General features: G+C 41.8%; 13 protein-coding genes. 2 read left to right on the top strand and 11 right to left on the bottom strand.

Features of this window, described 5'->3' with window-relative positions; all coding sequences use genetic code 11:
- Positions 1 to 5: 5 nt before the first annotated feature.
- The 6 genes from treB to treR all read right to left on the bottom strand — a co-directional run bounded on the left by treB (position 6) and on the right by treR (position 6,649).
- A complete protein-coding gene (gene treB, locus HCJ54_RS13700) occupies positions 6 to 1,424 on the bottom strand; it encodes a PTS trehalose transporter subunit IIBC (protein ID WP_185410072.1) in 1,419 nt (472 codons plus the stop codon).
- A gap of 158 nt (positions 1,425 to 1,582) precedes the next feature.
- The gene (locus HCJ54_RS13695; protein WP_187138048.1) at positions 1,583 to 2,260 is read right to left on the bottom strand and encodes an ABC transporter ATP-binding protein; all 678 of its coding nucleotides are present in this window, start codon (positions 2,258 to 2,260) and stop codon (positions 1,583 to 1,585) included.
- Between the two features lie 17 nt (positions 2,261 to 2,277).
- A complete protein-coding gene (locus HCJ54_RS13690; protein WP_187138047.1) occupies positions 2,278 to 3,699 on the bottom strand; it encodes an ABC transporter permease in 1,422 nt (473 codons plus the stop codon).
- A gap of 66 nt (positions 3,700 to 3,765) precedes the next feature.
- The gene (locus tag HCJ54_RS13685) at positions 3,766 to 5,220 is read right to left on the bottom strand and encodes a HAMP domain-containing protein (RefSeq protein WP_187138046.1); all 1,455 of its coding nucleotides are present in this window, start codon (positions 5,218 to 5,220) and stop codon (positions 3,766 to 3,768) included.
- Positions 5,195 to 5,860: a response regulator transcription factor gene (locus tag HCJ54_RS13680; protein ID WP_185410076.1), complete on the bottom strand. Its 666-nt coding sequence runs from the start codon at positions 5,858 to 5,860 to the stop codon at positions 5,195 to 5,197. Before HCJ54_RS13680 ends, HCJ54_RS13685 begins: the two co-directional genes overlap by 26 nt.
- 69 nt (positions 5,861 to 5,929) lie before the next feature.
- Positions 5,930 to 6,649: a trehalose operon repressor gene (gene treR, locus HCJ54_RS13675; RefSeq protein WP_185527717.1), complete on the bottom strand. Its 720-nt coding sequence runs from the start codon at positions 6,647 to 6,649 to the stop codon at positions 5,930 to 5,932.
- Between the two features lie 156 nt (positions 6,650 to 6,805).
- Between treR and cas6 the strand changes: the two genes are divergently transcribed.
- Both cas6 and HCJ54_RS13665 read left to right on the top strand, forming a co-directional pair.
- A complete protein-coding gene (gene cas6, locus HCJ54_RS13670; protein WP_187138045.1) occupies positions 6,806 to 7,528 on the top strand; it encodes a CRISPR-associated endoribonuclease Cas6 in 723 nt (240 codons plus the stop codon).
- Positions 7,529 to 7,682: 154 nt separating this feature from the next.
- Positions 7,683 to 8,360, top strand: a complete 678-nt coding sequence (locus HCJ54_RS13665) for a Bax inhibitor-1 family protein (protein ID WP_425324811.1) — start codon at positions 7,683 to 7,685, stop codon at positions 8,358 to 8,360.
- 131 nt (positions 8,361 to 8,491) lie between these two features.
- On the opposite strand, the gene HCJ54_RS13660 is transcribed toward HCJ54_RS13665, so the two are convergent.
- The 5 genes from HCJ54_RS13660 to HCJ54_RS13645 all read right to left on the bottom strand — a co-directional run bounded on the left by HCJ54_RS13660 (position 8,492) and on the right by HCJ54_RS13645 (position 13,088).
- The gene (locus tag HCJ54_RS13660; protein ID WP_187138043.1) at positions 8,492 to 10,081 is read right to left on the bottom strand and encodes an immunoglobulin-like domain-containing protein; all 1,590 of its coding nucleotides are present in this window, start codon (positions 10,079 to 10,081) and stop codon (positions 8,492 to 8,494) included.
- Positions 10,082 to 10,791: 710 nt separating this feature from the next.
- Positions 10,792 to 11,037: an immunoglobulin-like domain-containing protein gene (locus tag HCJ54_RS13655; protein ID WP_342354468.1), complete on the bottom strand. Its 246-nt coding sequence runs from the start codon at positions 11,035 to 11,037 to the stop codon at positions 10,792 to 10,794.
- Positions 10,938 to 11,234: an immunoglobulin-like domain-containing protein gene (locus HCJ54_RS15735; protein WP_425324810.1), complete on the bottom strand. Its 297-nt coding sequence runs from the start codon at positions 11,232 to 11,234 to the stop codon at positions 10,938 to 10,940. Before HCJ54_RS15735 ends, HCJ54_RS13655 begins: the two co-directional genes overlap by 100 nt.
- Positions 11,201 to 11,569, bottom strand: a complete 369-nt coding sequence (locus HCJ54_RS13650; RefSeq protein ID WP_187138041.1) for a toxin Cry1Ac domain D-VI-related protein — start codon at positions 11,567 to 11,569, stop codon at positions 11,201 to 11,203. The genes HCJ54_RS15735 and HCJ54_RS13650 overlap by 34 nt, the downstream gene beginning before the upstream one ends.
- 331 nt (positions 11,570 to 11,900) lie before the next feature.
- Positions 11,901 to 13,088, bottom strand: a complete 1,188-nt coding sequence (locus HCJ54_RS13645) for an amidohydrolase (protein WP_187138040.1) — start codon at positions 13,086 to 13,088, stop codon at positions 11,901 to 11,903.
- Position 13,089 lies beyond the last annotated feature (1 nt).

The following is a 13,089-nucleotide window of genomic DNA, read 5'->3' as shown; positions in this document are numbered from 1 at the left end:
TCCTCCTAAAATCCTGCATTTCCTTGTTTTCGTCTTGCGAGTCCGATAATTATTGTTAATACAAATGGTACGCCGATTGCGATGAGCATGCCGATCGCATAAGCTCCCCAGCCAGCGCGTGTAATGGATAGGATCGAGAACAGTCCGCTGACACCGATTGATTGGGAGATAACACCATTATAAGCGATGAATCCACCGGCAAGCCCAGCGCCAATCATCGAGCAAATAAAGGCGTACTTGGCGCGTAAATTGACCCCGAACATCGCGGGTTCGGTAATGCCAAGATAGGCTGAAAGCGCGGATGTGAGCGCGATACTGCGGTTCTTTTTATCACGGGTGACGAAAGCCATCGCCAGTGCCGCCGAGCCTTGAGCCGTATCGGAAAGCGCTTGAATTGGCCAAAACATCGTTCTGCCGGTCGTTGAAATCAGTTGTAAATTGACAGCGAGGAAGGCGTGATGCATACCCGTAATAACAAGCAGAGCGAAACATCCACCAAATAGGACACCAGTAATGATCGGCGAAACGCTCGACAAGCTAACGATGCCGTCTGTAATCCAATTGGAAATCCATAAGGTGATCGGTCCAATCGCAATCAAGGATAGCGCACTTGTGACGAGCAATGTAACTGGTGCGACAATCAAAAGCTGGAACGCATCGGGAATAACGCGGCGTAAGGCTTTCTCAATGGAAGCGTATACCCAAGCGGCCACGAGAACAGGCAATACTTGACCTTGATAGCCAATTTGTGCGACTTCAAGCCCGAAAAAGTTCCAATAATGTGGTTCTTTCACGCCGATATCATAGGCACTCATCAGGGCTGGATTGACGAGCACAAGACCCAAAACAATCCCCATCAGCGGGTTTCCACCGAAATATTTTACGGCCGACCAACCGACAAGCGCCGGCAAGAATGCAAAAGCAGTTCCGGCAATCATACTGATCATACCAGCAATACCAGCAAGGTTCGGATACATATCTACAAGCGATTTACCTTCTACAAAAATCCCAACACCGACGAGAACATTATTAATTCCGAGTAAAAGACCACTGGCAACAATCGCCGGCAAAATAGGAATGAAAACATCGGCCAGCATTTTCACTATTTTTTGAAGTGGGTTGAGTTTTTTTGCGTTTTCTTCTTTGAGTTCGGCAGTTGTCACTTCTTTGACATTGGTCTGGCGAACGAGTTCTTCATAAGCTTTGTCGACGGTACCTTGTCCGATAACAACTTGATATTGTCCATTAGAACTGAAATTTCCACGAACGATATCGATCTCCTTTAATGCGGCTTCATCTACGATAGATTCGTCTTTGAGCTGAAAACGGAGGCGGGAGATACAATGTGTTGCCATGTTAATATTATCTTCGCCACCAATTGCCGCAATAATCGCTGCGACATTCTTTTTTGTCACCTTTGCCATCTTAAATTCCCCTCTTTCTAAGCTAAATCTCAAAATGTAATCGATTTCATTAGGTTTATTATAAGTTGTTTAAACAACTTATGCAAGCGTTTTTTAAAATTTGTTTAAACAAATTTTCGGAAAGGTAGAAAAACCCCCGCAAAAGCGAGGGTTTGGTGTTACATTGTTTCTACTAGTTGCTTACTTTTCAAGGTTAATGTGATATCGGATTGTTTGGCGATGGATTTGTCATGCGTCACCATGATGATACATTTTCCTTTTTGATGTGCGAGAGCTTTGAACAAGTAGATGATTTTCTCAGCGGTTTCACCATCAAGGTTACCTGTAGGCTCATCGGCAAAGATGATTTGGGCGCTACCAGAAAGGGCACGAGCGATGGTGACACGTTGTTGCTGCCCACCACTGAGCTGTAAGACGGGGCGCTTCATTTGATCTTCGGTTAATCCGACCTCAGTTAAAACGTTGATCGCATGGGTGCGTTTATTTTTCATGCTTGGATGTTGGATACCGATCGCGGTGATGACGTTTTGTAATGCGGTCATGTAAGGGATCAGATTGTAAGCTTGAAAAATGATGGCGCAATGATTCTTTCGATATTTTTGTAAAGAGAGGGAGCCACCGATGCTCTGTTTTTGAAAAAGAACTTGGCCAGCGCTTGGCACGTCGAGGCCGGATGAGATGGAGAGCATCGTTGTTTTTCCTGATCCGGATGGGCCTAGAATAGTGTAGAACGTGCCGGCGTTGAAGTCATAAGATGCGTCTAGTAAAATGGTTTGGCTTTTGCCACCAGATTGGTATTTGTATGAGATATTATTTAAACTTAGAATTTTTTCCATATAGGTTCACCTGTCCTTTAATCATTTTTTGATAAGATCATTTTTGGTTGGAGCCTGATGATAAATAGGCAAGGGAGTAGGGTTGCGACGATGACTACGAGTAGACCGATACCGCCGACTTCTACCATATCTTGTCTGGAAATATCGACATTGACGGAATCAATGGCTTCTCCTTTTGGTTTATCTTCTTCACCAGATCCAGCAAACGAGGTGACCATAGCGCCTGATTGGGGTTGGTTGGCTTCATCATCTTTTGCTTGCTCGACTTCTTTTGCGAGCATTTGATTGGTCACTGCTTGACCGATTGGTTGACTAGTGAAGCAAGCGACAGAGAAAGCGATCATACCGATAATGATGACTTCGACAAGGAATTGCCCAATTAGTTTGGTTTTATTTTCACCGAGTGAGAGCAAGACACCCATTTCGAAACGGCGTTCGCGGATGGATAGCAAGACGAGTAGTGCTAAAATAAGTCCTCCAGCGAGTGCGGTAATCACGACGATAACATTGGCGAACGATGCGACATTTTGAATGGGGGTAATCATTTTCTTGTAAGCTTCGTCGTTAGCATCCCATTTGTAGAAGTCTTTGTCTACGTTACTTAGCTTAATGGCTTCTTTTTTGAAGGTGTTGATCAGCTGTGGATCGGTCATGGTGTAAGTGGCAGAAGTCAACGAACCATCATGTGTAAAGGGCATAGCTGCGTCGATAGGGACATATATTTTGTTCGCGGGTTCCATGAAATCAACAGGGAATTGCTGTGAGCCAGTGGCTTCACTGCTCGTGTAAATACCTTGGACTGTAAATTCGATGGGCTTACCTGTCTTCATTTCTTTGAGTTTAAATTTATCACCGACTTTGAGTTTGTTTTGGTCAGCGAATCGTTTTTCAATTACTGCGACATTGCCCTTATCTTTGTCGGTGATCCCTTTTCCAGAGACGATTTTCTCTTTACCATTTTTAAATTTAGCGACGCCGTCTGTGTTGTTTGTTCCACTGATCATGAAGTCGGGCATGTCTGGTGTTTTACCATCGGAGCCACTAGCCATCGCTATCTGACCGCCACCTTCTGAATCGTCTTTTTTCGGTGACTTGATGGGTCCCTTATCAACTTTGGCCGCGGAGGCATCCACCACATATTGATGGCTTGCTACTTGCTTTAAGTTCTTTACTTTTTCGATATCCTCTATTTTCAGGATAGGAACTTCGTCAGGTTGTTTGCCGGCTTCCATCTCTTTCATTAACTTGTCCATATTTAAGTTTAATGTCACATCACCACCTAATTTTTTGCGGGCAATGTCCGTGCTTTTTTCGGTAGCCGACTGAATCGCGAATCCTGCGAATACGAGGCTACATAGTACAAATAGTAGGATGAGCATTAGGAGCGATTTTCCTTTCTTAGCCCAAATGCTGATGCATGCTCTTCTGATAAAATCCATATAAAAAAACCTCCAATTTCTTTGATAAGACTAACTTTACACAAAGAAAATGGAGATATGGTGGATCTAAAGTGTAGTTTTGATGGATTCGTCTTGCCAGATGCTAAATTGAACGCCGTGCTCTTTATTTTCGATCCGATAGCAAAGTTTTGATTTCTCCAAGAATGTGGCGGTGATAAATAGACCAATCCCACTTCCTCCTGTCGTCTTATTACCAGATTTCTCGAGGCGATAGAAGGCATCAAATAGTTTACTGAGTTCTTCCTCAGGAATGACTGGGGAATCATTATAGATGGAAAAATACCAACCTTGTTGGGAGCTTTTTAGAGAAATCTCGATCGTATCTACATTTTGTGAGTATTGAAAAGCATTGTGAATCACATTTGTGAATGCTTTTTCTACTAGTTTTTGATTGGCGTGGATGAATACATCAGGTGCTATATTGTTTTGGATTTGTCGATGGGCAGCTTCTGGATGCCATTTCTCCTGTTGGATGCAGTCTGTGATAAAGCTTGAGAGGTTAAATGTCGTCTTGCTCGTTTCGAAATCAGCGCTATCCACGCGCGAAATTTCCAGCATGTCTTGCACGAGCGCAGACATTTGCTCCATCGTCTCATAGGAACGTTTCAAATACGTATCGCGATCACTGTAAGGTCCAATGCGGTGAATCATCGCCTCGAGTTGTCCCATCACAGAAGCGATTGGAGATTTTAATTCATGCGAAACGGCGGTTATGAACTGTTTGCGCGTCTCTTCTTGTGCACGTTCTTTCGCAATTTCTGCCTCCAACCGTACATTCACCTTCTGCAAATCGATCAGCGTACCTTCTAATTCGCGCGCCATATCGTTCAAATGATGGGATAATTGCCCGATTTCATCAGTGGATTTGACTGGTAACTCCTCAGAAAAGTCGAGTCGAGCCATTTTGTTCGCAACAGTATTCATGCGAAGGAGTGGTTTCACTGTTCTTTTTGAGAAGAAGTAAGCGGAAATAAAGCTTAAAACAACCACAAAAATCAAGAAATAGGGCGCAAAAAGCAGCAATACGGAAGAAATATCTGTGAGTGGTTGGATATTGATAAAGTAGCGTAACGTGTAGGGCACATTATCGATGGTCATGCTTTTTTCGATGCTAGTGCTACTATCTGATGCATCGGTGGTGGCCACAGGTACAGAGGCGGTTATGCTCGTTGTCATTAGACCACTTTGAACCTCAACATATGGAATATACACAATTTGATTCACGCTATTCAGTAAAAATGGTGAAATATTATTTGTCGCTGCAAAATCGTCCATCGCAGTTTCTACGTCCTGAAGCGAGCCGGTTTTAGAAGCTTTCACGACCAGTTCCGCACCATCATCTAGCTTTTGCTTCTTATAATCATAATAAAAATTAGGTAGGAACCAGAGCAACATTGCGTAAATAAGTACCGTGAAGACAAGTAGTAGTGCTAACGTGATGAAAAAAATCTTGGCACTGATTTTGGCGCGAATTTTAGTAATCCATTTTATAGCCAGCACCCCTCACGGTTTGGATTTTGTCGGTAGCTAGTTTTTTGCGCAAGTTTTTGATATGTGTGTTAATAATCTTGGTGTCGACAATGTATTCATAATCCCAAGCTTGGTCAAGTAGCATTTCACGTGTGAAGACACGGCCTGGATTTTTCATTAACAATCGCAAAATGTCGAATTCTTTGCGGGTTAGCTCGACCGGATCGCCGCCTGCTGTTACTTGGAAGGTTTCTGTGTTTAGGCTGATTTCAGCGATCTCCAATAAAATCGAGCCATCCGTTGTATCAGGTGAAACGCGACGCAACAATGATTCCACACGTTTTAGCAACACTTTATAGGAAAAGGGTTTTTGAATATAGTCGTCAGCACCAAGCTCGAAACCTTTTAATTCGGAATCTTCTTCACCAAGAGCTGTGAGCATCAAAATCGGTGCATCAGATTTCGTGCGAATTAGCTCGCATAATGTATAGCCATCCATTTTCGGCATCATAATATCCATAATAATCAGGTCAAATGTTTGTGACTCAAATATACCATAAGCCTCCATACCGTTTTCCGAAGGCACGACTTCATAGCCTTCGGAAAGCAAAAAGGCACTGGTGACTTCTAAAATATTGGGATCGTCTTCTACAACTAATATTTTCTTCATAAAAACCTCCTTAAAAAAACACGATTTACTCTATTATAACGCGTGAAAGTGGAGTTTAGGTGGAGTGTTTTATTTTAATCGTTGAGCCGAGTCAAAGAACACAAAGCGATCCGGGCGATGGCGTGATTCGGTGTATTCGAACATTGTGCCGTTCGCATCATAGGCGTAATTCTTCACGACTGCCAAACAATCATAGCCTGCTAAATCGAGATATTGTTTATCATCAGCTAACGCTTTTTCAACGACAATATACCGCTTGGAAGTCACAATTTTGACGCGGAGCTCCTCTTCAATGTATTCATAGATAGATTCAGCCGCCCGTTCAGGTGTCAAATTACGCACCACGTTACGATCAAAATAGTTCACATCAAGAATCAACGCCTCATTTTCGACGAAACGCAGCCGCTTGATATAGTAAACTTGAGTTCCAACTGGCAACCACGTTTTTGCGGATAATGCTGCGTCCACCTCCAGTTCCTCGAAATGAACCACCTTTGTTTGAAACGTTTTATGATTGCGAATCAGAGACTCCTTCATGCTCTCCACGCCGCCAAACATGAATTCAATAGACTCGTGTTGGTGAATGACCATGACACCTTTCCCGCGGACACTTTGCACGTAGCCATCTTTCACTAATTCTGAAATGGCACGACGAACCGTATTTCGGCTACAATCAAAGCGTCCCGCAAGAGCATGTTCTGTAGGTAACATTTCTTTGAAGGCGTATCGCTCATTATCAATATCCTTTTTTAATTCTACATAAATATCATGATATACAGCTTTCCCCAATATCTTTCCCTCCGATTTTGCTGACTTGTTTAAACAGCTTTCTTCATTAATTGTACTAAAAATAGTTTGAGAAAGAAAGGGATGGTTATCATTGGATGTATATGCCAAATGGTGATATATTAGTATTGGGTGGAAACAATCAAGAGGAGGATTGGGATGAGACTGAAAATTAGTTGCGAGCTGGCTTCCAATAAAATTCCTGCAGACTATAGGCGCAAAGTTGTCAGCGTGATGAAAGCAGGCCTATCGAAATCAAATGAAGCCAAGTACAAAGAGATGTACAGCGGAAATAAACAAAAGAATTTTACTTTCTCTGTATACCTTCCAAAACCAAAATTTAACGGGGCTATTATTGAGTTAGAAAAAAAGAAGATCGTGATCAATTTCGCGACTGCTGATGCTGAATTAGGTATTAATTATTACAACGCATTAATGAATGTAAGAGATAAGCTACTACCATTTTCAACGATGAACCAGATTCGAGTGACCAACATTCAAATTGTAAAAGAAGAACAGATTGTCACTGAACGAATGGCTTTTAAAACCTTATCACCAATTGTGTGCCGCGATCATAATAAGGAAACGAAGAAAGATTGGTTTTATTGGTGGGAAGAGGACGATTTTGAAGCCATATTAAAACGGAATTTATATTTTCAGTTGCGCGATAAGTTCGGAGAATATGTGAAATCAGATATCGAAGCGTTAGAATTTCGCGAAGTCGCGATTAAGAAAACTGTCGTCATTTGTTATAATCTTCACGTTGCCTGCTCGCTCGGTAAGTTTGAGCTCGTTGGAAAGCCATATTTATTGAATCATTTTGTTCAAGGTGGTATAGGATCTATGCGTGGTATGGGTTTTGGTATGATTGAAGTCATATAGAAGAGCTTAATCTAATCAACATGAAAGCAAGCTAAATAAAGAAGAAGCGCTGTTTCAATATTTTGGAAGGAGTGTTATTTGGCGGTGTTTTCTTAGTTGAAGCTATTTCCAAAGACAATGGCACATGGTATACTAACGGAAGAATTGGATAGGAGTGAATATAATGAGTGAAACATATAGAAGTGTTGAACACACGGTGACAGGCGCGACGAAAGCCGAAATTATGCAGAAAGTACTGAACTGGTTCGTGATATCTTTAGTGATGGCGACCCTTGGGACGGTGATTGGGAGAGGTATTCCGATGACGTTCTACATTCCGCTTGTTGTGTTGGAGTTTGCCTTACTAATTGCGATGATTTTCGTGCGTAAAAGTAAGAGCGCGTCCAAAATCGGATACGGCTTATTATTAGCTTTTGCCTTTGTGACAGGGCTAGTACTGGCGCCAACATTACAATATTATTTAGATGCGGGAGCTGGAAACGCGGTCTTGATGGCGTTCGCGACGGCAACCGTTACTTTCACAGTACTCGGATTTGTTGGCGCAAAAATGAAAACCGATCTATCGTTCATGGCTAAAGGATTGTTCGCAGCGCTACTGATTGTCGTTGTTATTTCGCTAATCTCGATCTTTTTCCCGCTGAGTTCTCTGATGTCAACGATTTTCGCAGGAGCAGGGACGTTATTGTTCTCGCTGTATATCTTGTTTGATTTCAATCAAATCATGAAACGCGATGTGACGATGCAAGATGTACCGGTTTTGGCACTTAGCCTGTATTTGGATTTCTTGAATTTATTCTTGTTCTTGTTGCGCTTGTTTACGGGACGTAGTTGATAAGGGGAATTGACCTTGAATAAACTTCGAGTGTACGAATGAAATCAACTGCTAAATACTCAATAGTCAAAAAAACAGAAGATTTTCTCCTCAGCGGGATATGAAAATCTTCTGTTTTTATTAAGGTGTTATTATTTTTTTAAACTAACTGTTTTCGTGTCGAGGACTTTGCCATTGATGTCGTATGCGGTTAATATCGCGTTATCTGTTGTGTTAAGAATGGCCGTTTTTGCATAATATTTAAGAGCTGGTGGGGTAACGGGAACTTTAACGCCCTCTACACCATTGACTGTGAGGCTGATTTTCGCTATATCACCAGAGTACTGTCCATTGATATAGTTTGCTGCACCAATTACAAATGGGTCGATGGAAGTGATAGAACCAGTTGTGACCACTTGTTTTGCGATGGTTACAGTCTCTGTGTCGAGTACTCTACCATTAGTGTCGTATGCTGTTAACGTCACATTATCCGTGTCTTTTAAGATGACATTTTTTGCGTAGTATTTAAGATCTGGTGGAGTTACACCAACTTTAACGCCTTCTACGCCGTTGACAGTGAGGCTGATTTTTGCCACGTCACCAGAGTATTTTCCAGTAATATAGTTATCTGTACCAATCTTAAACGGGTTGATGGAAGTGATAGCTCCAGTTGTGACTTGTTGTTTGTCGATGATAACGGCTTTGGTGCCAAGTACTTTACCATTTTTGTCAAAAGCGGTTAACGTCACGTTGTCTGTATCTTTCAGAATGACGCCTTTTGCATAGTATTTAAGGATTGACGGTGTAACAGGAACTTTAACGCCTTCTACACCATTCACAGTAAGGCTGATTTTCGCTACGTCACCAGAATATTGTCCAGTGACATAGCTATCTTTACCGAGTTTAAATGGAACTACGGATAAATTGAAATTGGGCGAATTATTCAGCAAGATTTGTGCTTTATCTAATTCTTGTTGCAAACTGGCCTTTACGGCTAGAGTTTGGACCACATTAATCATATTTTGGGCAAAATCAATGGTTTTTTGAGCCGTCATTGGGTTGAGTACATTTGAGGTAGGGTTGTTATCTTGGAACAGGGCCATAACTGCATTCGCTGCCATTGTCTTCGCTAACGCTTCATTTGCTCCTGGTGCAAGCGGTCTTTCATTGTTACTGACTTTTACTGTTTGTCGTGCTACTTCAGTCGTTCCATTATATCCTGCTACTTCGACTTTTGAGCCTTGTGTGATGAAATCGTTTGTGGGAATGCTATAGGTTCCGTCTGCATTCAATGTCCCAGTTGCCTTCACAACACCATCTATAAGTAGGCGCACACTTGTAACGCCTTGACCCATTATTCCTGTAATGGCTGTTGATGTTATATCTGCGTCGTCCGCAAGTAGGCTATAGTCTAGTGGTGTATTTCTTACTTTCAATAAATCTTTCGCTTGCACGATAGTTGCCTGCATGTTCGATCTCACTGTTTCGGTGATCCCCACCGCTGCGTCTACTAATTGCTGTGCCGCATCGATTGCTTGTTGATCGGTGGTCGATTTTAGGACATTAGTGCTTGGATTGTTGTTTGCGAAAAGCGCCAGTACTGCATCTGATGCCGTTTTAGAGCTGACAGATGCCGCTTTTACTGGTGTTTCGGAAAATACGTTAAACGGTGTGACGATACTCGTTCCTAATATGGATGTTACAGTCAATACGCTGACTATTTTCTTCACTGGATTTTTCATTTTGTTATAACCTCTTTCATTTTTGTTTTTTATTACTTGCTACGAAAATCTGTGTACCTATACACAAAAGATTTATTTTAATTTGCTGTACATACCTCTTTATCATGATGATTTTTAAAAATAAACCACCAAAGTATCTTAGCATGGTACGATAGAGAATAGTAGCTAATACGGTTATTTGTCACTAAAGATTCAGGATATCGTCTGTTTTTTTAACTACTATACAAATACGTGGAAAATGTGACGATAAAAAAAAAACAAATTTCATAAACATGCTAAGATGAGTAGGCATATTGGAAGCTTGTGGAAAAATAAAATGATCGTGAACTCAATCACAGCTGTATTCAAGGCAAACCATCTTCGCGATGGCAGCCGTTACTTTCACAGTATTCGGATTTGTTGGCAAAAAAATGCAAATCAATTTATCGTTCATAGTAGAAAGATTATTTGCGGCGCTATTTATGGTCATTGTTATTTCGCTGATGTCAATGAATTTCGCAGAGGCAGGCACGTTAATGTTCTCGCTGTATACAGGTTGTGAAGCGCGATGTGATGATGAAGGATGTGCTAGTATTGGCGCTTAGTCTGTATTTGGATATCTTGCATTTATTCTTGTTACATTTGATTACAGGGCGACGCTGATTTCGTAATCAAAAAAAGAAGAATCTCATCTTGCAGAGGAGAAATTCTTCTTTTTTCATTAGAAATTATTATTTTGTTGCGCTGATAGTTTCTGTGTCGAGTACTTTACCATTGATATCGTATGCGGTTAGTACCGCTGTATCTGTTGTATGGAGAATGACCGTTTTTGCATAGTATTTAAGGTCTGGTGGAGTGACACAAACTTTAACGCCTTCTACGCCGTTGACAGTGAGACTGATTTTCGCCACGTTACCAGAGTATTTTCCAGTAATATAGTTATCTGTACCAATCTTAAACGGATTGATGGAAGTGATAGAACCAGTTGTGACCGGTTGTTTTTCGACGGGGACTGCTTTGGTGCCAAGTATTTTACCATTTTTGTCAAAGCGGTTAACGTCACGTTGTCTGTATCTTTCAGAATGACGGTTTTTGCGTAGTATTTAAGATCGGATGGTGTAACAGGAACTTTAACACCTTCTACACCATTGACAGTGAGGCTGATTTTCGCCACATCACAGTATATTGTCCAGTGATATAGTTGTCTGTACCGATTTTAAATGGAACTATCGTTAAAGAGGTATTTGCTGCATCCAGTAAATTTTGTGCTTTGTCTAGCTCTTTTTGAACGCTTGCTTTTACGGCTGAATCTAGAACTACGTTAATCATATTCTGGGCAAAATCAATTGTCTTTTGGGCTGTAGTTGGTTTGAGTGTATTTGTGTTTGGCTCGTTGTCTTTGAAAAGGGCAAGTACTGCTGTTGCTGCCATTTGTTTTGCTAGCCCTTCATTGGCTCCTGGAACTATTTGTGGGATACTGTAGGTTCCTTCTGTATACAGTGTTCCCATCGCCTTCACAACACCTGCTATTTTATGACGGATATCGCTTTGCCAAAGGTGTTTATATGATACTTTGCTGTCGACTCCTCTTTTCTGATTAATTTAAAAATCAATTACCAAAGTATTTTAGCATGGTGGAAGAAATAATAATAGCTCATATAGTGAGTTGTCACTAAAGATTCATAATAGCTACATTTTTATTATCTATCATACAAATACGTGGGAAATGTGACGATAAAAAATAATAAAATATATAAGTAAAAAAACTTCTCCCAAAATATTTGGAAAAGTTTTTTATAGGTATATTGGGATTATAGGGCAAACAAAAGTGATGGGGAACTCAACTCTGATTATAATACCCCAACACAATCTCCGCGACGGATTTCGCTGCCACTGGAAGTGAATCTTCATCAATATCGAATTTTGGATGGTGGTTGAAATACGGTTTGTCGACGCCTTTTGGTTTTGCTCCGACATAGAGGAATGCGCCAGGGATTTTTTCGAGATAGTAGGCGAAATCTTCTGAACCAGAGAGCATTTCAGCTTCGGATACGGATGTGAGATAGTCACCAATCCCTTTTTGCAAGTAGTTCACAGCATCGCTCGTTGCTTCGGGATTGTTGTAAAGTGGGGGATAGTCGTCGGTGTAAGTGAGCGTCGTGGTGATGCCATACATCGCTTCCAAACCGGTCACGATACGGCGAACCTCCTTGTCAATCAGCTTGCGAGTTGCACTCGTCATATAGCGAACATCGCCCTCAAGCTCGACGTAATCCTTAATCACATTAAAACTACCTTTGCCATCGAAGGAACCGACCGTTACGACACCAGTCTCAAAAGGATTGAGGCGACGGCTGACGATGGTTTGAATCGCGGTGACAAAATAGGATGCCGCTACAATCGCGTCGTTGGCCATATGTGGAGAGGAGCCGTGTCCGCCAGTTCCTTGGATGCCGAGTTTGAAATAACTCCGACCAGCCATCGCAAATCCGCTACGATATCCGATTTCCCCAGCATTGAAAAAAGGGAAGACATGAATACCATAAATAGTATCGACATCATCTAAAAGTCCTGATTCCATCATGCTTTTGGCGCCTCCAGGTGGTGTTTCTTCTGCATGTTGGTGAATCATTTTGATAGTGCCAGGGAGCTCGTCTTTCAGTTGAATCAGGCAGTCAGCAAGGATGAGTAGGTAAGCGGTATGCCCATCATGTCCACACGCATGCATGACGCCAGGATGCTGTGAAGCAAAGGGGAGTCCGGTTTCTTCTTGAATCGGAAGTGCATCGAAATCAGCGCGTAAGCCTAATGTTTTTCCTTGTTTGCCGCCATTAATCGTGACGATGATTCCGTGCCCATTTCCGACTTCACGCTCCATAACGACATCTTTACCTTCGTAAAACTTAGCTACATAGTCGGCTGTTGCCTGTTCATGAAACGATAATTCTGGATGCGCATGGAGATGGCGTCTGATTGCAATCATTTCCTCTGTCCGTTCCTCGATCATATTCATTAATTTTTCACGCATA

The sequence above is a fragment of the Listeria grandensis genome, assembly GCF_014322885.1.
Taxonomy (GTDB): Bacteria; Bacillota; Bacilli; order Lactobacillales; family Listeriaceae; genus Listeria_A; species Listeria_A grandensis.
Note: the sequence above shows the minus strand (reverse complement) of the source record. Positions and strands in the feature narration are given on the sequence as shown.